Source organism: Leifsonia sp. TF02-11 (assembly GCF_017565305.1).
Classification (GTDB): Bacteria; Actinomycetota; Actinomycetes; order Actinomycetales; family Microbacteriaceae; genus Leifsonia.
In genome coordinates this window covers 98,410-121,220 of sequence record NZ_JAGEKP010000024.1, presented here as the reverse complement: position 1 = coordinate 121,220, position 22,811 = coordinate 98,410, and the positions used below count along the sequence as shown (strand labels likewise).

At 70.5% G+C, this 22,811-nt stretch carries 21 protein-coding genes; 14 read left to right on the top strand and 7 right to left on the bottom strand.

Annotated elements, in window-relative coordinates; translation table 11 throughout:
* Together JNB50_RS21535 and JNB50_RS21530 are read left to right on the top strand one after the other, a co-directional pair.
* Positions 1–1,758 carry an amylo-alpha-1,6-glucosidase gene (locus tag JNB50_RS21535; protein WP_243768796.1) on the top strand — a complete coding sequence of 586 codons (1,758 nt, stop codon included), beginning with the start codon at positions 1–3 and terminating at the stop codon, positions 1,756–1,758.
* On the top strand, positions 1,755–3,710 hold the full coding sequence (locus tag JNB50_RS21530; protein ID WP_208042184.1) for a glycoside hydrolase family 127 protein: 1,956 nt from the start codon (positions 1,755–1,757) through the stop codon (positions 3,708–3,710). Before JNB50_RS21535 ends, JNB50_RS21530 begins: the two co-directional genes overlap by 4 nt.
* 64 nt (positions 3,711–3,774) lie before the next feature.
* On the opposite strand, the gene JNB50_RS21525 is transcribed toward JNB50_RS21530, so the two are convergent.
* The 3 genes from JNB50_RS21525 to JNB50_RS21515 are packed head-to-tail and all read right to left on the bottom strand — an operon-like array spanning position 3,775 to position 6,904.
* Positions 3,775–4,635 carry a carbohydrate ABC transporter permease gene (locus tag JNB50_RS21525; protein WP_208042183.1) on the bottom strand — a complete coding sequence of 287 codons (861 nt, stop codon included), beginning with the start codon at positions 4,633–4,635 and terminating at the stop codon, positions 3,775–3,777.
* Positions 4,632–5,591: a carbohydrate ABC transporter permease gene (locus JNB50_RS21520; protein WP_208042364.1), complete on the bottom strand. Its 960-nt coding sequence runs from the start codon at positions 5,589–5,591 to the stop codon at positions 4,632–4,634. The genes JNB50_RS21525 and JNB50_RS21520 overlap by 4 nt, the downstream gene beginning before the upstream one ends.
* Positions 5,592–5,596: 5 nt before the next feature.
* Positions 5,597–6,904, bottom strand: coding sequence for an ABC transporter substrate-binding protein (locus JNB50_RS21515; RefSeq protein ID WP_208042182.1), 1,308 nt, complete (start codon positions 6,902–6,904; stop codon positions 5,597–5,599).
* A gap of 209 nt (positions 6,905–7,113) precedes the next feature.
* Between JNB50_RS21515 and JNB50_RS21510 the strand changes: the two genes are divergently transcribed.
* Complete coding sequence (locus JNB50_RS21510) at positions 7,114–8,139, top strand: LacI family DNA-binding transcriptional regulator (RefSeq protein WP_208042181.1); 1,026 nt, start codon at positions 7,114–7,116, stop codon at positions 8,137–8,139.
* Positions 8,140–8,154: 15 nt separating this feature from the next.
* On the opposite strand, the gene JNB50_RS21505 is transcribed toward JNB50_RS21510, so the two are convergent.
* Both JNB50_RS21505 and JNB50_RS21500 read right to left on the bottom strand, forming a co-directional pair.
* Positions 8,155–9,297: a P1 family peptidase gene (locus JNB50_RS21505; RefSeq protein WP_208042180.1), complete on the bottom strand. Its 1,143-nt coding sequence runs from the start codon at positions 9,295–9,297 to the stop codon at positions 8,155–8,157.
* On the bottom strand, positions 9,294–10,754 hold the full coding sequence (locus JNB50_RS21500; protein WP_208042179.1) for an APC family permease: 1,461 nt from the start codon (positions 10,752–10,754) through the stop codon (positions 9,294–9,296). Before JNB50_RS21500 ends, JNB50_RS21505 begins: the two co-directional genes overlap by 4 nt.
* 169 nt (positions 10,755–10,923) lie before the next feature.
* Here JNB50_RS21500 and JNB50_RS21495 point away from each other — a divergent pair, with 169 nt between their 5' ends.
* On the top strand, positions 10,924–11,535 hold the full coding sequence (locus JNB50_RS21495) for a TetR/AcrR family transcriptional regulator (protein WP_208042178.1): 612 nt from the start codon (positions 10,924–10,926) through the stop codon (positions 11,533–11,535).
* Between the two features lie 80 nt (positions 11,536–11,615).
* Complete coding sequence (locus JNB50_RS21490; RefSeq protein ID WP_208042177.1) at positions 11,616–11,852, top strand: hypothetical protein; 237 nt, start codon at positions 11,616–11,618, stop codon at positions 11,850–11,852.
* A gap of 6 nt (positions 11,853–11,858) precedes the next feature.
* Here the strand turns inward: JNB50_RS21490 and JNB50_RS21485 are convergent, their stop codons facing one another.
* Positions 11,859–12,269 (bottom strand): helix-turn-helix domain-containing protein, encoded by a 411-nt coding sequence (locus tag JNB50_RS21485; RefSeq protein ID WP_208042176.1) that lies wholly within the window; start codon positions 12,267–12,269, stop codon positions 11,859–11,861.
* 88 nt (positions 12,270–12,357) lie between these two features.
* On the opposite strand from JNB50_RS21485, the gene JNB50_RS21480 reads away from it, so the two are divergent.
* The 8 genes from JNB50_RS21480 (at position 12,358) to JNB50_RS21445 (ending at position 20,037) form a co-directional block, all read left to right on the top strand.
* Positions 12,358–13,362, top strand: coding sequence for a zinc-dependent alcohol dehydrogenase family protein (locus JNB50_RS21480; RefSeq protein WP_208042175.1), 1,005 nt, complete (start codon positions 12,358–12,360; stop codon positions 13,360–13,362).
* 67 nt (positions 13,363–13,429) lie between these two features.
* On the top strand, positions 13,430–14,449 hold the full coding sequence (locus JNB50_RS21475; RefSeq protein ID WP_208042174.1) for a LacI family DNA-binding transcriptional regulator: 1,020 nt from the start codon (positions 13,430–13,432) through the stop codon (positions 14,447–14,449).
* A gap of 138 nt (positions 14,450–14,587) precedes the next feature.
* Positions 14,588–16,051, top strand: coding sequence for a cytosine permease (locus tag JNB50_RS21470; RefSeq protein WP_208042173.1), 1,464 nt, complete (start codon positions 14,588–14,590; stop codon positions 16,049–16,051).
* A complete protein-coding gene (locus JNB50_RS21465; protein ID WP_208042172.1) occupies positions 16,048–16,923 on the top strand; it encodes an arginase family protein in 876 nt (291 codons plus the stop codon). The genes JNB50_RS21470 and JNB50_RS21465 overlap by 4 nt, the downstream gene beginning before the upstream one ends.
* Positions 16,924–16,946: 23 nt before the next feature.
* A complete protein-coding gene (locus JNB50_RS21460) occupies positions 16,947–17,771 on the top strand; it encodes an N-acyl homoserine lactonase family protein (RefSeq protein WP_208042171.1) in 825 nt (274 codons plus the stop codon).
* Positions 17,772–17,781: 10 nt separating this feature from the next.
* Positions 17,782–18,528, top strand: a complete 747-nt coding sequence (locus JNB50_RS21455) for a glutamine amidotransferase (RefSeq protein WP_208042170.1) — start codon at positions 17,782–17,784, stop codon at positions 18,526–18,528.
* A 91-nt stretch (positions 18,529–18,619) separates the two neighbouring features.
* Positions 18,620–19,060, top strand: a complete 441-nt coding sequence (locus tag JNB50_RS21450; RefSeq protein ID WP_208042169.1) for a MerR family transcriptional regulator — start codon at positions 18,620–18,622, stop codon at positions 19,058–19,060.
* Positions 19,057–20,037 carry an NAD-dependent epimerase/dehydratase family protein gene (locus JNB50_RS21445; protein WP_208042168.1) on the top strand — a complete coding sequence of 327 codons (981 nt, stop codon included), beginning with the start codon at positions 19,057–19,059 and terminating at the stop codon, positions 20,035–20,037. Before JNB50_RS21450 ends, JNB50_RS21445 begins: the two co-directional genes overlap by 4 nt.
* Before the next feature lie 114 nt (positions 20,038–20,151).
* On the opposite strand, the gene JNB50_RS21440 is transcribed toward JNB50_RS21445, so the two are convergent.
* Entirely contained in the window at positions 20,152–21,576 is a 1,425-nt protein-coding gene (locus tag JNB50_RS21440) for a helix-turn-helix domain-containing protein (protein WP_208042167.1), read from the bottom strand.
* Positions 21,577–21,689: 113 nt separating this feature from the next.
* On the opposite strand from JNB50_RS21440, the gene JNB50_RS21435 reads away from it, so the two are divergent.
* Positions 21,690–22,787 (top strand): alcohol dehydrogenase catalytic domain-containing protein, encoded by a 1,098-nt coding sequence (locus JNB50_RS21435; protein ID WP_208042166.1) that lies wholly within the window; start codon positions 21,690–21,692, stop codon positions 22,785–22,787.
* Positions 22,788–22,811: the final 24 nt, after the last annotated feature.

Genomic DNA, 22,811 nt, shown 5'->3' with positions numbered 1-22,811 from the left:
ATGACGACGATGCCCTCCGGGTTCGCGTTCGACATCGACGAGATCCCGTTCTCGCATCGCGGGGCCTGGTTCGACCTCTCCCGCGTGATCGGCCTGCACGAGCGCGCCGACGACCTTCACCTCGTGTCCCACCAGACCGGGATGCATCCCGTCCTGCGCCTGAGCCCCGAGCGATCGGGTGTCGTCGTCGCCGCGCGCGTCGAGGCGACGCCCTCCGTCCTGACCTGGACCGCCGATGCCGGAGTCGTGCGCGCCGCGTTCGACGGCCCATCGGCGATCCGGTTCGCGGGCGACGGCCTCGGGATGCGGTTCGCGACCGGTGTGCGACTGACGCCCTTCACCGGAGCGTTCCTCTTCACCGATCCGCTCGACGGCGGCGTCGTGCTCACGAGCTACGAGACCGGGCGGCGCTACCGGTTCACGGTGCTGCGCGGGCACGTGGAGGTCGTCGGCGACGGCGTGCTGGGGGAGGCCGAGCGCGCGGTCGTGCTCGCGGCGGACGAGCCGTGGGAGGTCGCGGTCGAGGAATTCGAGACGGCGCTCCCGGCGTACCGGTCCGCCGCGTCGTTCGACGAGGTGGCACGCGGCGCGGCCGACGCGTTCGCCGCGTACGCTGCGGCGCTGATCCCGGCGGGCGCCGGCGGCGCAACCGGCGGCACTGCCGCTGTCAAGGCCGCCTACGTGCTCTGGTCGGCGACCGTGCGGCCCGCCGGCTTCGTCGGGCGCGAGGCGATCCTCATGTCGAAGCACTGGATGGACAAGGTGTGGAGCTGGGACCACTGCTTCAACGCCATCGCCCTCGCCCCCGCCGACGTCGACGCGGCCCTCGACCAGTTCCTCCTGCCGTTCGATCATCAGGACGCAACCGGGGCTCTGCCGGACTCGCTCACGCACTCCGAGATCCTCTACAACTTCGTCAAGCCGCCGATCCACGGCTGGGCGTTCCGGAGGATCGAGGCGCGCGCCGAGCGTCCGCTCACCGCGAGCGAACTCGCGGCGGTGTATCGGGCGCTGGCCTCCTGGACGCGATTCTGGCTCGACCACCGCCGCGCACCCGGTCACGCGCTGCCCTATTACCAGCACGGCAACGACAGCGGCTGGGACAACTCGACGACGTTCGACGCGTCACGCGTGATCGAGTCCCCTGATCTCGCGGCCTTCCTGCTGCTGCAGCTCGACGAGCTCGCGTCGCTGGCGAACCGCGTCGGCGAGTCGCCGCGGGAGTGGGAGCGTTCGCATGATGAGCTGGCGAGCGCACTGTTCGGCGAGCTCTGGACCGGCGACACGTTCATCGCGCGAGCGGTGGAGGCGCGCACGCCCTGTTCCGCTTCGAGCCTCCTGAACTGCCTGCCCATCGTGCTGGGCGCCGACCTGCCGCCCGACATCGCGGAGCGGCTCGCGGCGGCCATCGAGGAGCACCTCACCGAGTGGGGTCCGGCCACGGAACCGGTCGGCTCTCCGCTCTATGAGAGCGACGGCTACTGGCGCGGCCCCATCTGGGCGCCCTCCACCGCGCTCATCGAGGATGGGCTGCGCCGCGCCGGCCGGGCCTCGCTCGCCGACCGGGTGGCCGACGGTTTCCGCCGCGCGTGCGAGGCCTCCGGGTTCGCCGAGAACTTCGACGCGGTCACCGGCGAGGGGCTGCGCGATCGCGCCTACACCTGGACGGCCGGCGTCTACCTCGCGTTGCAGCACGATGCCGCCGACCGCTCCCAGGCGGCGACCGCCGGAATCGAGAAGGAGGACATCCCCGCATGACGAGCACGACGAATCCGGCGCGCCCGACGATCGCGGCGACGGCCACCGGTGGCCCCGTCGTGCCCTCCGCCTCGCTGCTGCGCCCGCTCCCGCTCGACGAGGTGCGCATCCGCGGCGGCTTCTGGGGTGAGCGGCAGGAGCTCAACGCGCAGACGATCGTCGCGCACTGCCAGAGCTGGATGGAGCGGATCGGCTGGATCGCGAACTTCGACGCAGCGGCGGCCGGAACGGTCGCGCAGCACCATCACGGCATCGAGTTCGTCGACTCGGAGGTCTACAAGCTGCTCGAAGCCATGGCCTGGGAGCTCGGACGCGAGCACTCGAGCGAGCTCGCGACCCGCTACGACGCACTCGTCGAGCGCGTCGCTGCGGCTCAGGAGCCCGACGGCTACCTGCACACGAGCTTCGGCCGGCCGGGCCAGCGCCCCCGCTACAGCGACCTGGAGTGGGGACACGAGCTGTACTCGTTCGGCCATCTCCTCCAGGCGGCCACCGCACGGCTGCGCACCGGGCACGACGACCGGCTCGTGGAGGTCGCCCGCGCCCTGGCAGACCACGTCTGGTCGGAGTTCGGTCCAGGGGGCCGCGATGCGGTGTGCGGTCACCCCGAGATCGAGGTCGCACTCGCCGAGTTCTCGCGGGCGACGGGGGAGCGGCGGTACCTGGAGCTCGCGCGCAGCTTCGTGGAACGACGCGGCCGGCGTCAGCTGGCGACGACGCTCTTCCAGGGCTCCGAGTACTTCCTCGACGACCTGCCGGTGCGCGACGCCGAGGTGCTCCGCGGCCACGCGGTGCGGGCGCTCTACCTCGCCGCCGGCGCGGCGGACGTCGCGGTCGAGACCGGGGACGACGAGCTGCTGGAGGCCGTGAAGACCCAGTGGGCGAACACCGTCGCCCGACGCACCTACGTCACCGGCGGGATGGGGGCGCACCACCAGAACGAGGAGTTCGGCTCCGACTTCGAGCTGCCGCCCGACCGCGCCTACTCCGAGACCTGTGCGAGCATCGCCTCCGTGATGCTCGGCTGGCGGCTGCTGCTGCAGACCGGCGAGGCGCGGTACGCCGACCTGATCGAGCGGACGCTGTTCAACGCGTTCGCGGTCTCGCCGCGGGAGGACGGGCGGGCCTTCTACTACGCGAACACGCTGCACCAGCGCGAGCGCGGCAGCGAGCCCGCCGACGACGAGCTGAGCGAGCGCGCCGAGGCGAGCCTGCGGGCACCGTGGTTCGAGGTCTCGTGCTGCCCGACCAACGTCGCGCGCACGCTGGCGAGCCTGGCCGGGTATTTCGTGACCGTGGGAGACGACTCCGTGCAGCTGCACCAGTACGCCGACCTCGACGTCGACACACGCACCACCGAGGGCGCTCCCGTCGCCTTCAGCGTGCGCACGGCTTACCCGTTCGATGGCGCGATCGAGCTCACCGTGCGGGAGGCCGGACGCTTCCGTCTCCAGCTGCGCGTCCCGGAGTGGGCGCGCGGCTCGGCGACCGCCTCGGTCAACGGGGAGGACGTGCGTGTCGATGGCGCGTATCTGACGGTCGATCGGGAGTTCGCCGCCGGGGACGTGGTCGCGCTGAGTCTCGACGTGCGCCCGCGGCTGCTCCGCCCGTCGCCTCGCATCGATGCCGTGCGCGGGACTGTCGCGGTCGAACGCGGACCGTTCGTGCTCTGCCTCGAATCGGTGGACCTGCCTCGAGAGGCCGACTTCGCAGAGCTCCGCATCGACACCGCGACACCGCTGCGGCCGACGGCCGATGGTGCGATCGCGACGCTGGTCACCGGTGGCGCGCCGGGCGACGCCGGCGCTGCGTGGCCGTACGCGACGGAGGGGACGCTGCCGGACGCGCCCCAGCACACCTCCGCCACCCGGTTCGAGGCGCAGCTCCACCCCTACTTCGCGTGGGCGAACCGCGGGCCCAGCCTGATGCGCGTCTGGATCCCGCGAGCCTGAGAGACCGCCCGGCTGCCGGCCGACGTCATCGGTGCCGGCAGCCGGGCCCTGATCACTCGCGCGCTCACCGCCCCGCCAGCGAGCCTCCGATGCCGCCGACGCTGAAGTAGCGGTTGAGCACGGCGAACACGACGATCGGCGGGATCATCATGACGACGGCGACGCTCATCACCGGGCCCCAGTCGGTCTGGTTCTGCTGGAAGAACGTCTGCAGCCCGATCGGGAGCGTGTAGTTCTGGTCGGAGCGCAGGAAGATGACGGCGACCAGATAGTCGTTCCAGGCCAGGAGGAACGCGAAGATCGCGGTCGACAGCACGCCGGGGAGCGAGTTGCGCAGCACGACCCGCCAGAAGCTGCCGAACACCGAGCAGCCGTCCATCCAGGCCGCCTCCTCGAGGCTGATCGGGATCGAGTCGAAGTAGGCCGCCATCATCCAGATGGCCACGGACATGCTCCCGCCGACATACAGGATCACGATGCCGCCGAGCGAGTCGACCAGGCCGAGCCCGGCGAACAGGATGAACAGCGGGATGATCGCGGTGATCACCGGCAGCGACTGGATCACGAACAGCGTCAGCGAGAACCCGGCGACCAGCCTGCCGCGGCCCCGGGACAGCACGTAGCCCGCCGGCGCGGCGATCAGCACGGAGACCACGACGGTCGCGAGAGTGACGATCAGGCTGTTCGTCACCCAGCCGCCGAGGTCGGTCGAGGCGATCACGGTGAGGTAGTTCTCGATCGTCGCTCCGGTCTGGGCGCTGCCGAGCGCCGGCTGCAGCGAGAGCAGCACGACGGCCGCAAGCGGGACGAGCACGATGGCCGTGATCACGGCGAGCAGCGAGAAGCGCCACCAGCGGCCGCGGTCGTCCGCCTGGCGGGGTCGCCGCGCCGCCGTCGGCGTGGTCTGCTGGGCGAGAGCCGTCATTCGATGGCCGCCTTTCGGATCTGTCGGTAGAGGGTGACGCTCACGATGACCAGCACGATCGTCATCAGGAAGGCGATGGCCACCCCTGGCCCGGTCTGGAAGTTCTGGAAGACCGTCGTGTAGGCGAGGACGACGAGTGTCTGGGTCGAGTCGACCGGACCGCCTCCCGTGAGCAGGAAGATCGTCGGGAAGTCGTTCACGCAGAAGATCGTCATCAGGATCCAGCTGATGTAGGTCGGCCGGGCGATCATCGGGAGCGTGATGAACCGGAAGGTGTTCCAGCGGGAGGCGCCGTCCACCCGGGACGCCTCGTAGACGTTCGCGTCGACCGACGCGAGCGCGGAGGACATCATCATCATCATGAACGGGAAGCTGACCCAGACCTTGAAGAGGCAGACCGTGACCTGGGCGAGCAGCGGGTCGGCGAGGAAGAGCACATCGCCGAAGCCCAGCGCCTTGGCCAGCACCGGGAGCGGGCTCTGCGGGGTCGCGACCAGCCAGTTCCAGGCCGTGGACGACACCACGATCGGCACGACCCACGGCAGGAGCAGCAGCACCTTCAGGAGGCCGCTCGCCGGCACCCGGGTGCGGAGCAGCAGAGCCAGCCCGAGACCGATCGCCCAGCTTCCGAAGACGCCGACCACGGTGAACACGACGGTGAACCAGGCGGCGTGCCAGAACTGCGGCGACGTCAGAACGGTCGCATAGTTCTGCATGCCCACGAACGCCCCGGCGTCGACCAGGTCGCCGTTGCGCAGCGACTGCTGGCCGGCGTAGAGCAGAGGGTAGAGGTTGAGCAGCAGGAGCAGCAGGATCGCGGGCGTCGCGAACAGCACGAGGGTCAGGACGGCCGAGGTCGGGCGTCCCGGCCGCCGGGCTCCGGGGCGTCCCGGACCCGCGACTGCGACGCCGCGTCGCGCGCGGCGTACGGAGTCCAGCGTCGTCGGTGAGGCCATCATCGTCACTTCTGCTGGGAGGTCAGGGTCTTCTGCAGGGTCTGCAGGGCCTCCTTGGGCGTGGCCTTGAGCGAGAGGATGCTCTGCGCCCAGGTCGTCATCGCCGGCGTGCTGTCCACCAAGGTCACGTCGGCGAACAGCGCGTCGCCTCCCGGTGCGGCCCAGGTCTTGCAGATGGGCTGCCACTTCTCGATCATCGCCACGGCGTTCGGGTCGGAGCGGAACTCCTTCGTTTCCGCGATCGATTTCAGAACAGGGAGGCCGATGCCGGTGTTCTGCGTCCAGAGCGGGGCCATGTTCTTGTAGTAATAGGTCAGGAACGCCTCCGAACCCTTCTGGCTCGGGGTGTGCTTGTACATCATGATGTTGTTCGGGAAGTACAGCGCGCCCCTGCCGCCGCGCGCGCCGGTGAGCGGGTCGGTCACGGCCATGTCCTGCACGAGCGGACCGCCGAGCACCTGGGCCAGGCCGGGTCCCTCGAAGCCCATGCCGAACGTGCCGGCCTTCCACTGCGTCTGCGCGTTGGTGGTCGAGTAGCTGACGCTGCCGGGGTCCATGTAGCCCTTGCGGACGAGTTCGACGACGAACTCCAGGGCCTCGATGTTGGCCGGGGTCACGCAGTCGGGCTTCTGGTCGGCGTTGAACAGCCCACCGCCGTTGTTGATGAGGAGGCCGACCAGCGACTGGAAGCCGTTGCCCTGCGCCCCTGACGCGATGCCGAACCCGAACACGCCGATCTTCTTGAGCGCGGCGCTCACGTCGAGATAGGACTGCCAGTCGGTCGGCGCCTCGACGCCGGCCTTCTCGAGCAGGGATCTGCGGTACCAGAGCGCCCGCATGTCGAGGTTGTAGGGGAGTGCGACGTAGCCCTTGCTCGTCTTCATCGTGTCGAGGACCCCTGGCAGGAAGTCGTCCAGCATCCCGTTGCCCTTCCAGGAATCGAGAAGCGAGTCGGCGTACGCGATGTAGTTCTTCTCGGCGAACTGGAACGCCTGCGTCCCGCTGCCGCTGCTGACCGCCGGGCCGGTGTTGGAAGCGATCGCCGACGCGAACGTGGTCGTGAAGTTGGACCACTGGACCGCCTGGTAGCCGGCCGCCGGGAGGCCGTCCGCGGGCTTGTAGGCGAGGGCGATCTTCTTGTCCAGCGGTGAGAACGCCGTGCCTCCCCAGGGCATGTTCCAGAACTTCACGGTGGAGGAGGCCGTGCCTCCCGGCGAACTGCACGCCGCCAGCGCGGCGAGGACCGCCAAGCCGCCGGTGCCGGCGAGCAGTCCTCGACGGGAGACGGTTCCCGAAAGCAATCCGTTCGTCATGCGTGTCTTCTCCTCCATCGGCCGGGCCGTGCCGGCGGCTTTCTTCGTCGAACACCTGGAGAGGTGGATCCTCGGACTCAGTGATTTGCGCAACTTCGCGGCTCCCGGTCTGAGGTTGTCGGCCATGTTTTCAGCAATTATCAGCGGGCGCAAGACCGCGCACGCTACGAAAGTTTGCGCAACCACAGTGGCCCGGATAAGCTGCGGGCATGGGTGGCGAGGGTGTCAGACGCGAGCGGCCGACCCTCTCCGACGTCGCCGAGAGGGCGGGGACCAGCATCCCGACCGTGTCGAAGGTGCTCCGCGGCGGCACCGACGTCTCGCCCGCGACCCGCGACCGCGTGATGGAGGCCGTGCGCACGGTCGGCTACGCACGCACGACCAGGGCCACCGCCGCGGAGTCCGACGCCCCGGCGATGATCGACCTGGTCGTCAACCACGTGCACGGAACGTGGGCCAACGGTGTCCTCACGGGCGTCGAGAGCGCAGCGACAGCGGCGAACGTCGACGTCGTCATCACGATCGCCCGCGACGACGGCAACTGGGTGTCCCGGCTGCTGCGCCGACCGTCGCACGGCGCGATCGTGGTCCTGGTCGACCCGGCTCCCGCGCACTTCGCGGCCCTGGAGGCCGCCCGCATCCCGGTCGTGCTGGTCACCCCGATGAGCGAGCCGAGCGCGCCGTCGATGCGGGTCGGCGTGACCAACTGGGACGGCGGCCGCGCCGCGGCCGAACACCTCCTCGGCCTCGGGCACCAGCGCTTCGCGGTGGTCGGCGGCGATCGGACGCACCTCTACAGTCGCGCCAGGATCGACGGCTTCCGGTCCGCCCTCGACGTTCACGGCGCGCAGCCGCCCGTGGTCGTGCACGGCGACTGGGACCGCGCGACCGCGGCGGCCGCCATCGCCCCCGTGCTCGCCGCGGATGACCGGCCGACGGCGGTGTTCGCCTGCTCGGACCTGATGGCCATGGGCGTCTACGACGCGGCGAGGGCGGCAGGGCTCCAGGTGCCGGAGGACCTCAGCGTGGTCGGCTTCGACGATGTCCCCGAGGCGAGCTGGGGGTCGCCCCCGCTCACGACGGTGCGCCAGCCGATCACCGAGATGGGCGAGGCGGCCGTGCGGCTGCTCCTCTCGGCGGATGCGGCGACCGACCCCGCATCGGCCGAGCTGCCGCGCGTGGATCTGTCCACGAGTCTGGTGGTGCGGGCGTCGACCGCGCGGGTCGCCGGTTGAGCGGGACGGCTGACCTCACGAGCTCGCGAATGCCTGCCTGATCTCCTCGTGAGGGAGGGCGTAGCTGGCGTGCCCGTCGCGGCCGACGGTGTCGCGCGCGGCGACGAGCGCGTTGAGCACCGCTTCTTCCGTCGCCTCCACGACCGCGGCGAAGAACGGGTCGATACTGCCCCACGCGACGTGCTCGAGGCGCTCGACGGCGATGTCGCCGCCGGTCATCCGCGAGCTGAGGCCTCCCCGATTCGCGGTCGAGAACGCGAGGAAGATGTCACCGGAGAAGTGGCTGCCCGTCGTACCGGTGCGCGCGAGTCCGAGCGGGACCCGCCGCGCGAGCGCCTCGCACTGCCCCGGCAGGAGCGGGGCGTCGGTGGCGACGACGACGATGACGCTGCCCGCGCCCGCCGTCGCGTGGGCTGCGGTGCCGGTGTCGCGCTCGAACCAGTCGGTCGTCTCCATCGGGTTGGGCGCCAGCGACCGAGGGCCGAGCGGGCGCCCGGCGACGCGGAGCTCGGTCCGCGACCCGAAGTTCGCCTGGAGGAGCACGCCGACCGTCCACGTGTTCGTTCCCGAGCGGACGACGCGCGACGCGGTTCCCGTGCCGCCCTTGAAGCCGTAGCAGTTCATGCCGGTGCCCCCGCCCACGTTGCCCTCGGCGATCGGTCCGGTGGTCGCTGCGTCGAGGGCGGCGATGGCGTGCTCGGGGCGGACGGTGTCGGCGTTGATCTCGTTCAGGTAGCCGTCCCAGGTCTCGCCGACCACGGGCAGCATCCACTGCGCCGCGGTGACCGGGTCGTTGTGCGCGAGCCTCACGTCCACACCGCGGTGCACGGCTCCGACCGCGTGGGAGTTCGTGATCGCGATCGGGGTCTGGAACTGGCCGGCCTCCTCGATCCAGGACCGCCCGGTGAGCTCGCCGTTGCCGTTGAGCACCGCGATGCCGGCCGCGCACGGCACACCGGCCGCGTTCCGCCCGCGGGGGAGGATGGCGGTCACTCCGGTGCGGGCGACGGCCGGGGCGTCCTCCACGATGGTGGCGAACCCGACCTCCACGCCGGGCACGTCGGTGATGGCGTTCCACCGGCCGGGGTCGCCGTCGAAGGGGACGCCGAGGTCGCGGGCGCGGGGTGCGGCCGGATTCGTGCGGGTGAAGTCGTTCACGGACGCTCCTCGTCGGCGGGGTTGGGCAGAGTCCAACGGTCGTGCGACCGCGGGCGGAGGTAGAGGAAGTAGTACGGGAAGCCGATGGCGAAGAGCGCACCGGTGACGGCGACCGGCACCCAGTCCGCCACGATGTTCTCGTAGATGATCACGATCGTGGCGAGCACCATCACGATCGGCACGACCGGCCACAGCGGCATCCGGTAGTCGGCGCGTGCGGTCGTGCGGTTGATCCGGCCGACGAAGGCCGCGACGCCGACCAACAGGTAGGTGACCAGCAGGTTTCCTCCCGTGATGACCAGCAGGACGTCGAAGGGGACGAGCCACAGACAGAGCGCTCCGATGGCGCCGACGACGAGGGTCGCGGCGATGGGCGTCTTGAACCGCGGGTGCACGTGGGCCAGCGGGCGGTTCAGCCAGTCTGGCCAGGTGCGGTCGCGCGCCGACGAATAGAGCAGGCGGCCCATCTGCAGCATGATCGCCAGGACCGCGTTGATGATCGCGACCGCGATGCCGAGGCTGACGATCGTGTTCAGCACGGTGCCGCCGCGGGCCTCCATGAAGTACGTCATCGGGTCCGCGGCGCCGACCAGCCTCTCCATGCTGGGCGTTCCCAGGAGCACGGCGACGAGCGGGATGAACTCGGCGGCGACGGTGATCGCGAGCGACCAGAGAATCGCCCGCCCGATCGTCGAGCGGGCCTGCTTGGTCTCCTCGGCGTAGTAGACGGCCGTGCCGTAGCCGTTGTAGGCGAACAGGGCCGTCGCGGTGAACGAGACGACGAGTCCCGCCGACGCGCCGACGAGCACACCGCCGGGGCCGGAGGTGGTCGCCTCCCAGAGCACCGACACCGGCTGGGTGACGTTGACGAATCCCAGCAGGGCCAGCACGACGAGCGCGGCGACCTCGATGAGCAGGAAGGCGCCCGTCACCCAGGCGTTCGCCTTGATCCCGAAGCAGGCGATGATCGCGGTGGCGACGATCACGACGATCCCCACCCAGCTCGCGTTGAGAGAGCTGGACAGCACGCCGAGGTAGGTCCCGGCTCCGGAGGCGATCACGCCAAGGATCAGGATGCCGCCGACGAGCGTCAGCCCGAACAGCGCGAATCCCGCCGGTTTGCCGAGCACCCGGGCGACGAAGGCGTACTCGCCTCCGGTGATCGGGAACGCGCTCGACAGCTCGGCGTAGCAGAACGCGACGAGCACGCCGACGATCGCGGCGACGCCGAAGGCGATGGCGGACGCGCCGCCGATGCCGTTGATGACCGACGGCATGATGATGAACACGCTCGAGGCGGGCGTCACCGCCGAGAGCGTGATGAGGACGTTCTCGCGGAACGTCAGCGAACGGGAAAGATCCTGGGCGTATTTGACGGCCTCGCCGTCGACGGGCCGCGACTTGGCGCCGGCGACCTGCGCGGCGGCGCCGAGGTCTGCGGTGAACTCGTCACTCATTCCTTGCCTCCTTCTGCGGAGGGATGGGCTCGTCGGTGAACCCAACCGATTTGACTGGTGAGTCAATCAGCATCGATACCAAGAGTCAAGCAATTAAAGGTTCAGTCCGCCCGAACTGACTCGCCAGTCAGAACAAGTTGTCCGAGCGTGCGTCGAGTAGAGTGTGCTCATGGCGAAGGCGGCACCCACCGAACGGCAGTCGCAGCTTGTCGACGCGGCGATGGAGGTCATCCGCGATCGCGGCATCATCAACATGCGCATCCAAGACGTCGCGCGCCGCGCCGGCGTCTCCACCGGCACGGTGCACTACCACTTCACCGACATCGACCGGCTCATCTACGACGTGCACACCTGGGCGTGCGAGCGGTTCTTCGCCAAGCGGATGGCCGCCGTCACCGAGGAGTCGGACGCCCGCGATCAGCTCGTGCGGATGGTCCGGTCGGGTCTCCCCGAGAACGCCGACGACGCTGTCGTCGTCGCGATGTACGAGATCGATCTCTACTCCCGCGCGCGCGAGGATCCGGCCCACTCGCTGCTGACGCAGGCGCTGTTCGACCGTCAGGTCGCCCTGTACTTCTCCGTGCTGCAGTTGGGAGCAGCGCAGGGTCACTTCACCCTCACCGCTCCGGCTCTCGATATCGCGCAGAACCTGGTCGCGCTGGAGGACTCCTACGGCCTCCACATCATCAGCGGCAACCGCTCGACGCCGGTCGAGCGCTGCCAAGACCTGATCCTCGGGTATGCCGCCGCGGCGACGGGATGGCAGGGGCCGACGGCCTGACCCGGTGCCGGCGCCGGATCGTCGTCAACTCGTCGCCGGCCCGAAATCGCACCGAAACCCCCGGCTCCTAGATTCGGGGGATGACGGCGCCTTTCATCCTCATGTCGTGCGCATATTGCGGGCAGGATCGGCCGGTCGCGGCCGGCGGAAAGCTGCCCGTCCACGTCCTCGGCAACGGCGAGCCGTGCGCGGGATCCGACCTTGACTCCGTCGACTTCGACGCCGACCCGGTGCGCTCCGCCGCGATCGCGTACGTGATGCGGGCGGCGGCGCGCAGGCTCACGCCGTTCCGCGGCACGACCGCGAAGGGTGGGTAAGCGCCCCTATCCGGCGGTTTTCGGGGCCACTGCGTGCCCCTCGGCGGGTTGCGCGGCTTCCTCATCGGCGTCGTCGGCTCCCGAGACGAACGACTCGATCGCCGCGGCGTTCTCGTGCGCCCAGGCGTTGAGCGTCTCGATCGGGGCGACGAGCGTCCGGCCGAGGTCGGTGAGCCGGTAGTCGATCCGTCGCGATGGCCCCTCGATGCGATCGAGCAGTCCGTACCCCTGGAGTCTGCGGAGCGTCTCGGTGAGCACCTTGCGGGAGACGCCGCCGATGCGGTCGACGAGCTCACCGTGCCGAAGCGGCCGGGACCCGAGGGCGAAGAGGACGAGCGCTGACCACTTGTCCGCGAGGATCTCGACGGCCAGACGGGCCGGGCAGTCCGCGAGGAACGACGAAGCCGAATTCTGCACCAGGCCACGGTACCTCGCGGTAACGAGGTGCTCCGTAACGTGAAGGGCGAACCACGATCACCGGGGTCGGGTTCGACAGGAGGTCGCAGTGTCCAAAGTGGTGGTGTTCGACGAGCTCGGAGGCCCGGAAGTGCTGCACGTGGTCGAGGAGGAACCGCTCGCGCCGTCGGCAGGAGAGGTCCGCGTGCGGATCGAGGCCTTCGCCCTCAACCCGCTCGACTCGATGCTGCGAACGGGAGCGCTGCCGGTGCCGGTGCGGCTGCCGCACGCGCGGACCGGTGTCGAGGCGACCGGTATCGTCGACGCCCTCGGGCCGGGCGTCGGCACGCTGTCGGTCGGGGATCCGGTCCTCGTGACCTCCGTGCCCGACTCCGACGTCCGCGGCGTCGCAGCCGAGTACACGAACCTGCCGAGCGGTTCGCTCGTCCGGCGACCCGCCGGTCTGGAGGTGGCCGAGGCCGCGGCGGTCTGGGTCGGCTTCTCGACCGCGTTCGGGACCCTCGCGGCGGTCGCCGACCTGCGGGAGGGCGATTCGGTGCTGGTGACCGGCGCATCGGGCAGTGTCGGCAGGGCGGCTGTCCAGGTCGCCGCGCGGCTGGGGGCGCGCCCGATCGCGATCACCCGCGATCCCGCGAAGGCCGACGCACTGCGCGCCGCCGGCGCCGCTGCGGTCGTGGTGGCGGGCAGGGACGACATCCCCGCGGCGGTACGCTCGCACACCGCCGAGACAGGAGCGGACGTCGTGCTCGACCTGGTCCGCGGCCCGGGCCAACCGGAGCTCCTCGCGGCCGCCCGCACGGGTGGCCTGCTGGTGGAGGCCGGCTTCCTCGATCCGCGTCCGACTCCGGCTCCGGAGGACGGTCGGGTGCGGGTCGTCGGATACCGCGGTTTCGACCAGCTCGGCGACCCGGAGGTCGTCGCACGGATGGCCTCCTTCTTGGCGGACGGGGTGGCCGACGGTGACCTGCGACCGGTCGTCGATCGCGTCTTCGACCTCGATCACGTCGTGGACGCCTACCGGCTCCTCGAGTCCCGGCGTCGCTCCGGCGGGAAGATCGTCGTGAGGATGGGCTCCGCGTCTCCGGAGGCCTGACGCCGCCCGCACACTTTGTTGCGTACACTGTTGCGTAGACATTGCTCGAAGCAGGGAGGGCGTTTTCGTGAAGCAGCCGAGTATGGGGGCCGTCGCGGCGGAGGCCAACGTCGCGACGTCGACGGTGTCGCGTTTCCTCGCGGGCAATCTGCGCGTCGCGCCGGAGACCGAGTCGCGGATCCGTGAGGCGATCGACCGGCTCGGGTACCGGCACATGGTCGCGCGCGACCCACTCGGGGTCGGCGAGCGGCACGAGCCCCGGCTGGTCATCATCGTCGTCTCCGATCTCGGCAACGCCTACTACGCGGCCTTCGCCGAGCACAGCGCGCGCGGCTTGGAGGCCGCCGGGTACTCGCCCGTGACGCTGTCCATCGTCGCCAACGCGATCGACCCGCTCGCCGGGGTGCGCGCCCTGCTCGGCGCCGGCGTCATCGGGGCCATCTCGATCGGCGGGGCGCAGACGTCCGAGCTTCGGGACCTCCTCGAGCTGAGGGGCGTTCCGCTGATCACCGTGGAGGAGGAGCCGCAGGCGCGGGCCTCGGCCGGTGTCGATCTCGACAACTACTCCGGCGCCCGCCAGGTGATCACCTACCTGACCCGGCTCGGGCACAGCGAGATCGCGTTCATCAGCGGCCCGCGCGATCTGGCGCCCGTGGCCGCCCGCCGCCGCGGTTACGAGGACGGGCTGCGCGCGGCAGGCATCGAGATCGCCCACCAGTTCGACCTCGAGGGGGAGTGCAGCGAGGACTTCGGTTTCGCCGCGCTCACGCAGCTGCTCTCGTTCGAGGGCGAGCGCCCGACCGCGGTGTTCGTGGCCGCCGACGAGATCGCCGTCGGCGTCCTCAACGCCGCCTCGCAGATCCAGCTCTCCGTGCCGGGAGAGCTCTCGGTCGTCGGTTTCGACGACATCCCGGCCGCCTCGCACGTCACGCCGCGGCTGACCACCGTCCACACTCCGCTCGCCAAGCTGGCGGAGGCCGCGACGTCGTCCTTGCTTTCCGCACTCGCCGCCGGGCGCGCGGAGGGGGGTCCGGTCGTCGTCCCGGTGACACTGGTCGTGCGGGAGTCGACCGCCGCGCTGACCTAGAGGAGGTTCTGCCGGGGGGGACTTGGCGTTGCGCACCGTTTGTGTGTATCGTTGCGCAATGTCGCACAACGATGATGTGCGCAGCACGTTCCCGATCGCAACGTCAAAGGCGACGGGCCTTCCCGAAAGGTCACAATCTTGGAACCCAAGCAGAACTCCCCGCTCCTCGAAGGGCGTTCCTTCGACTACGTCCCGCTCACCGAGCGCAACGGCAACCTCCTGTCGCAGACCCAGCTCTGGTTCATGATCAACGCGTCGTTCCTGACGGCGGCGACCGGCGCCCTCGGGCCGCTCTCGGGCCTCAGCCTCCCCTGGACGATCGTCGCGATCGTCGTCGGCAGCGTCTTCGGCACCCTGTTCCAGGCCTTCCACGGCGCCCAGGGCCCGCGGATGGGACTTCCCCAGATGATCCAGTCGCGCGCGCAGTTCGGCTCGCGCGGCGCCGTCCTCCCGCTCGTCGCTGCCACGATCGTCCAGTTCGGCTTCGCCATCTTCTACGTGCAGACCGGCGCCAGCTCGTTGGGCATCGTGGTCAAGGAGGTGCCGTCGGGGCTGCTCCAGGTGCTGGTCGGACTGGTGGCGCTCGTCGTCGCCACGATCGGGTACCGCCTGGTCATGTTCGCCGAGAAGACCGTGTCGTGGATCATGGTCGCGACCCTCGTCGTCCTCACCGTCGGCGCCGTCACGTTGCTCCCGGTCGGCGAGATGATGGCGAACAGCACGTTCATCCTCGCTCCGTTCCTGATGCAGTTCGCCGCGGCCGCGACCTTCCAGGTCGCCGTTGCGCCCGTCGTCTCCGACTACACCCGCTACCTCCCCGTCAACATCTCGGGCGCGAAGGTCTCGGCGTCCGTGTTCGGCGGCACCCTGGTCAGCGCCGTCTGGATCGAGATCCTCGGCGCGATCCTGGCCATCGCGTACCCGAAGGCCGACACGGTCGGCGGGTTCGCCAAGCTCTCCGACGCGATGCTGCCCGGGCTGGCCGTGGTCGTGATGATCGTCTCGCTCATCACCTGCCTGAACGCTGTGGCCGTGGCCTTCTACAGCGGCTCCGTCGCGTTCCTGACCGCCATCGAAGGCTTCCGGCGGTTCACCTCGACCTTCCGGGTGCGCGCCACCGCGATCACGGTCATCGGCCTGCTGGTGATCGGTGCCAGCCTGTTCGTCCCCAACAGCGCCCTCGGCTCCTTCTCGGTGTTCCTCGCGATCCTCGTCTACTTCCTGATCCCGTGGACCGCGGTCAACCTCACCGACTACTACATCGTCCGCCGCGGCATCCTCTCCATCTCCGACATCCTCAAGCAGGACGGCGGCATCTACGGACGCTGGGGCAAGGCAGGGATGATCAGCTACGCGGTCGGGTTCGTCGTCATGATCCCGTTCTTCAGCACCACCGTCTGGGTCGGTCCCGCCGCCGCGGCGATGGGCGGAGCGGACTTCTCCTTCCTCGTCGGGCTGGTCGTCTCCGGCGGTCTCTACCTGATCCTGACGCGCAACTTCGACCGCGCCGCCGAGTACGAAGCGGTCGCCGCCGCACCGATCAACACCATCCACAACCACGAGGAAGCGCCGGCGCTTTCGACAGCAGGGAGCACGGAATGAGCACCACCCTCCGACTGAACTGGCCGCAGTGGCAGGGTGGAGAGCCCCGCGCCGTCGACGGTCTCACCCCCGGCCTCAGCGACGAGGAGGGCCGCCTCGCCTACGGGATCGGCGGCAGGATCACCGCCCTGCTGGCGCCTGCAGGCTCCGGCCCGGTCGAGACGGTCCCCGTCGGGACGTACGATCCAGAGCCGATCGACCGCGACGGGATCGTCGCCAAGGACGTCGTGCTCGGCCAGAACGCCGCCGCCCTGGAGCTGATGCGCTCCCACGACGCCGACCGTGTCGTCACGCTCGGGGGCAGCTGCTCGGTGAGCATGGCGCCGTTCTCGTACCTGGCCGACCGCTATCCGGACGACCTCGCCGTCATCTGGCTGGACGGCCACGCCGACTGCAACCTCCCCGGCGGCCCCAATCACGGGCTGAACACCATGGTGGTCACCCACCTGATCGGCAAAGGCGACCAGACCGTCCTGGACAGCCTCCCCGGCCGGGTCACGCCGGCGGACGTGCTGCTGGCGGGGGCCCGCGGCTGGGACGACCAGGACCCCTCGCACATCGAGGGCTGGGGCCTGAAGATCCTGGCGCCGGCCCCTCAGGAGGAGTTCGTGGCCGCCGTCGTCGAGTGGGTGCGCTCCACCGGCCACCGCAATGTCGCGCTGCACTTCGACCTGGATGTCATCGACAGCGACGAGATCGCCTTCGGCATGGCGTGGGAGAAGAACGGCATCACCGCGGCAACCGCCGTGGCGACCGTCGCCGCGGTCGCAGAGGCGGCGAACCTCGTCGGCCTCACGGTGGCCGAATTCGTCCCCCGCGAGGCCATGGTCCTGCGGACCGTGCTGCGATCGCTGCCCCTGCTGAACGACTGAGAGAGACACCAGAGAAAGCCACCATGAGCGTCAAGATCCACCACATCGTCACCGGCGAGCTGGAAAGCTCCCTCGCCGTCTCACTGCTGAACTCGGGTGCGCACCCCGAACTGCCGGAGGAGGAGCGCAGGCCGTTCGGCTGGCGCGACGACATCGTCCGCCGCGACGGCTCCGTGCACTCCGGGGTGATGGTGCCTGTCCCCGTCTGGCTCATCCAGGGCGCAGAGCAGACCATCCTCATCGACACCGGCCTCGGCGACATCGACGAGGTGTCGGAGATGCAGAGCCGCTACGGGGTGGACTTCGTCGCCTCCCGCAGCCACGATCAGGACCTGGTCGCCGGTCTCGCCGCCCACGGCGTCGCGCCGGAGGACGTGGACGTCGTCGTGCTCACGCACCTGCACTTCGACCATGTCGGCAACAACGAGCTGTTCCCGAACGCGCGGTTCATCGTGCAGAAGGACGAGCTGCCGCAGGCCGAGGAGCCGCCGACCTTCTGCATGTTCTACTACCCGGAGTACGCCTACAAGATCGAGGCCGTCCGCGACCGCCTGGAGGTCATCGACGGCGACCACCAGCTCGACCCCGCGGTGCGGCTCGTGAAGATCGGCGGGCACACCCCCGGCTGCATGGTCGTCATGGTGTCGACCGATGCGGGCACCGTCTGCCTGACCAGCGACGTGATGTACAACTACCGGAACCTCGAGCTGAATTGGCCGATGGGCTCCTACTGGGACCTCCCCGACCTGATGGCCGGCTACGAGCGGCTGCACAGGGAGGCGGACATCATCGTCCCGGAGCACGACTGGAAGTTCCTCGAAGTCCACCCCACCGGCACGATCGGCTGAAAGGCGAACCATGACCAAAGCACTCCTCCTCGGTGAGTCCTGGACCACCCACATGATCCATCAGAAGGGTTTCGACTCCTTCACCACGACCGAGTACGTCGAGGGCGGCCACCAGTTCGCGGGCGCCCTCCGCTCCGGCGGCTGGGAGGTCGACTACCTCCCGGCGCACACCATCGAGTCCGCCTTCCCCACGGACCCCGCGTGGATCCGGCAGTACGACCTCGTGATCATCAGCGATGTCGGGGCGAACAGCTTCCTGCTGACCCGCTCCGTGTTCAACCGCAGCCAGGCGGAGCCGAACCGGCTCGAGATCATCCGCGACCACGTGCTCGCCGGTGCCGGCCTGCTCATGGTGGGTGGCTACCTCTCGTTCGCGGGCATCGACGCCAAGGCGCGCTACGCCGACAGCCCGCTGGCAGCTCTGCTGCCGGTCGAGGTGCTGCGGCACGACGACCGCGAGGAGCACCCGGAGGGCGTCGTGCCCGCGGTCGTGGATGCCGCGCACGCCGCGCTCGGCGGAGTCGGGTCGGACTGGCCGGCGCTGCTCGGCTACAACCGGACCGTCGCCAAGCCGGGCTCGATCGTGCCGGCAACGATCGGCGACGACCCGCTCGTCGCACTCGGCACCGCCGGCGCGGGCCGTGCGGGCGTGTTCACCTCCGACATGTCGCCGCACTGGGCGCCGCCGCAGTTCATGGAGTGGGCGGGCTACGCGCCGCTCTGGCAGGGGCTCGCGGGGTGGTTGGCGCGGAAGTGACGCGGCAGCGCCTGACCTTCGCCGACGGGTTCGTCGATCATCGCTGAACGCCCCTTGACCTCAAGCGCTTGAGGTCTGTTCTGATGGAGGCATGACCAGTTTCAGCATCCAGGACGTGTCCCGGCAGAGCGGGCTCAGTGAGCCGACGCTGCGGTACTACGAGGAGGTCGGACTGCTCGGGCCGATCGCCCGCGACGACAGCAGCGGCCACAGGAGGTACAGCGACGACGACCTCGACGCGGCGCAGATGTTCGCCTGCCTGCGCGCGATGGGCGTCGGCATCGAGGACATGCGCACGTACCAGGCCAACCGGCGGCGCGGGCACGACAAGGCGGGCGAGCAGCGGGACATCCTGCTGCGGCACGCGGAGCGGGTGGAGGAGCAGATCGTGACGCTGCGCACGCACCTCGACTACCTCCGGGCCAAGGCCGCGCTGTGGGACGCCCGCGACCGCGTGGACGCCGCCGCCGAGGCCGAGGCCCAGGTCGAGCTGCAGGCCGTCCTCCCGCGACTCGAGGCGACGTTGCGATGAGCGGCGCGAAGGTTCTCGTCACCGGAGGCACCGGCTACCTCGCCACGCGGCTGATCGCCGACCTTCTCGCGTCGGGGCTCGACGTGCGCACGACGGTGCGGAGCCTCGACCGGGCCGACGAGGTGCGGGAGGCCGTTCGCCGTGGCGGCGCCGACGCCGCCGCGCTGTCGTTCGCTGCGGCGTCGCTCACCGAGGACGACGGCTGGGCCGCTGCCCTGCAGGGAATCGACGAGGTCTACCACGTGGCGTCGCCGATGATCCAGACGGACGACCCCGACGAGGTCGTCGTGCCGGCCCGAGACGGAGCGCTGCGGGCGCTCCGGGCCGCCCGCGACGCCGGAGCGCGCCGAGTGGTGCTCACCTCGTCCTTCGCAGCTGTGGGGTACTCGCCGAAGCCCGTGCGCGACTACGACGAATCCGACTGGACCGACCCGGCCACTCCCGGGCTGCCGGCCTATCCGCTGTCGAAGGCGGTCGCCGAGCGCGCCGCGTGGGACTTCGTCGAGCGGGAGGGCGGCGACACGGAGCTGGTCGTCGTCAACCCGACCTGGATCGCCGGGCCGACCCTGACCGCCTCCGCGCGGTCGTCGCTCGCGCTGTTCACCGGCATGCTCGACGGCCACCTGGCGGCGGTGCCCCGACAACGGTTCGGCATCGCGGACGTGCGGGACGTCGCCGCCGCCCATCTCGCGGCGATGGCCACGCCCGGCGCCGCGGGCAAGCGCTACCTGGTGCTCGCGGACGGCCCGACGATGACGTTCCTCGATGTCGCGAACGTGCTCAGGGCGGAACTCGGCGACCTGGCGCGCATGGTGCCCACCACGGAGCTGCCGGGGGAGGAGCCCGCGCCGCTCGTCATCCACAACGAGCGGGCGAAGGCGGAGCTGGGACTGCGGCCGCGGCCGGCACGCGAGACGATCGTAGAGACCGCGCTCAGCCTGCGCGACCTGGGAATGCTGAGTGCCGCCGTCCGTTAATTGAGGTATCCTCAGATTCAAAGACGAGGGGGGCCGCGCCTGGCGCCAACGGCCGGCGACCCGCCCTCGCACCATCGAGACGTGAGCAATCGCGGGTTTCGGTGGCCTGCTGGCTCAGGTGCGCACGGCTCGGAGCGCGAGCCAGGCTGCGGTGCGGTCGTCCGCGTCGGCGAACGACAGGCCGACGAGGGCTTCGATGCGCTGAATGCGGGTCGCCAGGGTCTGCCGGTGGATGCCGAGCCGGTCGGCCGCCGCGCCCCAGGCGCCGTTCTCGGCGAGGAAGACGCGCAGCGTCTCGAGCAGGTCGCCGTGCGCGCCCGCGGGGTCGCGGAGCGGGTCGAGCAGGCGGGCGAGGCGGCGGTTGTCCGCCTCGGGCAGCCGGTCGAGCACGAAGGCGATCGTCGGGATGGAGCTGTAGTGCACGACCCGCCGGCCCTCTGCACGCGCCGCCTCCAGGGCCTGGGCGGCCTCGCTCGCGCTCGAGGCGAGGGCGTCCGTCGGCGCTGAGACGCCGACTCCCAGGAACAGCGCCGACGAGTAGGCCTCCACGCGCGCGCCGACCTCGTCGACGTGGTCGTCGCGCAGGAACCCCGTCACCACGCCCTGCGCCTGCGTGAGGATGTGGGCGGCGCCGAGTTCGTTGAGCCACAGCGAGACGAGGCGCTCGACGTCGACCGACGCGGAGCGCGCGGTGAGCGCGAAGGCCGTCAGCGTCGTCTCATGGACGCCCCAGCGGCGCAGCAGGGAGGCGGCCGGCTCGCCTCCCGCGAGGAGGACCTCCATCAGCACGCCGCGGCCGAGGCGTTCGGTGCGCGTGGGGTCGTCGGTGCGCAGCACCAGGTCGAGGAGGGCGGCGGTCTGCGAGCCGAGCTCGCGCGCGCGGCTGGACGACTCGGTGCGGGGGCTGACGATGAGCTGCGCGGACAGGTCCTCGCCGGGGCCGACGGCGTGCACCTGCAGCGAGCGGTGGCGCACGCGCACCGGGCGGCCCAGCGCGACCGCGACCGCGTCCTGCACGTGGAGGCCGCCGGCGCCCGCCGTCGTGATCACCTGGCCGTGGCGGTCCAACAGCACCGCCCAGCCGTCGATGCGGTGCGCGAGCTCGGCGACCACTCCCGAGACGCCGCCGCGCCGGGCCGCCAGCGTCAGCACCTTCATGGCGCTGGTCACGGCGCGGTCCTCCGCGGCCTGGTCGACGGCCAGGAGCGCGGTGAGGGCGGGGAGCAGGACCTCCTCCGGCTCCGCGGTGCCGACGATGGCCGTGACGCCGGCCTCCTCGAGCAGTGCGCGCACGGCGTCGTCGTCGCTGTGCGCCACTACGACCGCGCTCCGCAGGGCGTCGGCACGGGCATCGTCGTCCCCGAACACCGCGGCGATCTCGCTGTCGGAGGCCACGACCAGCGTCGCGAACGATGCGTGGCCGACGAGCGAGAACCCGCTCAACGGCACCACGCCGTCGACCGGCGTGCCCGTGTCGACGGCGCCGACGAGCAGCCGACCGCCGACGGAGCGGGCGAGGGAGGCGACATCACGGGCCACGGGACGATTGTACGAAGTGTCGAATCCTGTGCCAAACTTCACACTTTCGATGAATGACACCCCGCGAGGTCGACTCCTAGCATCGAGCGAGTACCGCACACGAAGGAGTACCGATGCAGGCCGTCATCTTCACCGAACCGTCCGCTCCCATCGAGGTCGCCGAGGTCGACCTCGCCGAGCCCGGTGCCGGCGAGGTGCGCGTCCGCATCGCAGCGGCAGGGGTCTGCCACTCCGACCTGCACGTCAAGCGCGGCGAATGGGACGCTCCTGCCCCGCTGGTCATGGGCCACGAAGGCTCCGGTGTCGTGACCGCCCTCGGCGAGGGCGTCAGCTCGCTCGCCATCGGCGACCACGTCGTGCTCAGCTGGGTGCCGCCGTGCGGCGAGTGCCGCTACTGCCGTTCCGGCCACGAGGCGCGCTGCCAGAAGGTGGCGACCATCGTCGCGCCGAAGGGCGTGCTCTTCGACGGCACTTCCCGCCTGTCCCGCGACGGCGAGACCGTGCACCACTACCTCGGAGTGTCTTCCTTCGCCGAGGAGGTCGTCGTCCCGGCCTCCGGCGCCGTGAAGGTGCGCGACGACGCACCCCTCGATGTCATCGCCGTCGTCGGCTGCGCCGTCGCGACCGGCGTCGGCGCCGTGCTCAACACCGCCGCAGTGGAGCCGGGCTCCACCGTCGCCGTGATCGGCTGCGGCGGCGTCGGCCTCAACGTCGTGCAGGGCGCCCGCCTGGCCGGCGCCGAGCGGATCGTCGCGATCGATGTGCTCGCCGACAAGACACAGATGGCGCTGCAGTTCGGCGCCACCGACCGCATCGACGCGTCGCAGGCCGACGCCGTCGAGCAGCTCTTCGACCTGATCCCCGACGGCGTCGACTACGCCTTCGACGCGATCGGCCGCACGTCCACCACCGAGCAGGCCATCCGGATGCTGGGCCTCGGCGGCGCCGCCGTCATCGTCGGCCTGCCGCCGACAGGTGCGAAGGCCTCCTTCGAGCCGCTCGTGCTCGCGGAGGCCGATCAGCGCATCCTCGGCTCCAACTACGGCTCGGTGCGCCCCTCCATCGACATCCCCGCCCTGGTCGACCGCTACATGGACGGCCAGCTCCTGCTCGACCCGCTGATCTCGGGCCGGCGACCCCTGGCGGAGGCGGCGCAGGCCTTCGACGACCTCGAATCCGGCTCTGTGCTGCGCACGCTCCTCATCCCGTAGTCCTGCTCCGCCCCGAACGCCCAC

Excerpts from the sequence above, each read along its gene's own strand:
- JNB50_RS21535 (WP_243768796.1), top strand. The coding sequence starts at position 1 with ATGACGACGATGCCCTCCGGGTTCGCGTTCGACATCGACGAGATCCCG.
- JNB50_RS21530 (WP_208042184.1), top strand. The coding sequence starts at position 1,755 with ATGACGAGCACGACGAATCCGGCGCGCCCGACGATCGCGGCGACGGCC.
- JNB50_RS21525 (WP_208042183.1), bottom strand. The coding sequence starts at position 4,635 with ATGACGGCTCTCGCCCAGCAGACCACGCCGACGGCGGCGCGGCGACCC.
- JNB50_RS21520 (WP_208042364.1), bottom strand. The coding sequence starts at position 5,591 with ATGGCCTCACCGACGACGCTGGACTCCGTACGCCGCGCGCGACGCGGC.
- JNB50_RS21515 (WP_208042182.1), bottom strand. The coding sequence starts at position 6,904 with ATGACGAACGGATTGCTTTCGGGAACCGTCTCCCGTCGAGGACTGCTC.
- JNB50_RS21510 (WP_208042181.1), top strand. The coding sequence starts at position 7,114 with ATGGGTGGCGAGGGTGTCAGACGCGAGCGGCCGACCCTCTCCGACGTC.
- JNB50_RS21500 (WP_208042179.1), bottom strand. The coding sequence starts at position 10,754 with ATGAGTGACGAGTTCACCGCAGACCTCGGCGCCGCCGCGCAGGTCGCC.
- JNB50_RS21495 (WP_208042178.1), top strand. The coding sequence starts at position 10,924 with ATGGCGAAGGCGGCACCCACCGAACGGCAGTCGCAGCTTGTCGACGCG.
- JNB50_RS21490 (WP_208042177.1), top strand. The coding sequence starts at position 11,616 with ATGACGGCGCCTTTCATCCTCATGTCGTGCGCATATTGCGGGCAGGAT.
- JNB50_RS21465 (WP_208042172.1), top strand. The coding sequence starts at position 16,048 with ATGAGCACCACCCTCCGACTGAACTGGCCGCAGTGGCAGGGTGGAGAG.
- JNB50_RS21460 (WP_208042171.1), top strand. The coding sequence starts at position 16,947 with ATGAGCGTCAAGATCCACCACATCGTCACCGGCGAGCTGGAAAGCTCC.
- JNB50_RS21455 (WP_208042170.1), top strand. The coding sequence starts at position 17,782 with ATGACCAAAGCACTCCTCCTCGGTGAGTCCTGGACCACCCACATGATC.
- JNB50_RS21450 (WP_208042169.1), top strand. The coding sequence starts at position 18,620 with ATGACCAGTTTCAGCATCCAGGACGTGTCCCGGCAGAGCGGGCTCAGT.
- JNB50_RS21445 (WP_208042168.1), top strand. The coding sequence starts at position 19,057 with ATGAGCGGCGCGAAGGTTCTCGTCACCGGAGGCACCGGCTACCTCGCC.
- JNB50_RS21435 (WP_208042166.1), top strand. The coding sequence starts at position 21,690 with ATGCAGGCCGTCATCTTCACCGAACCGTCCGCTCCCATCGAGGTCGCC.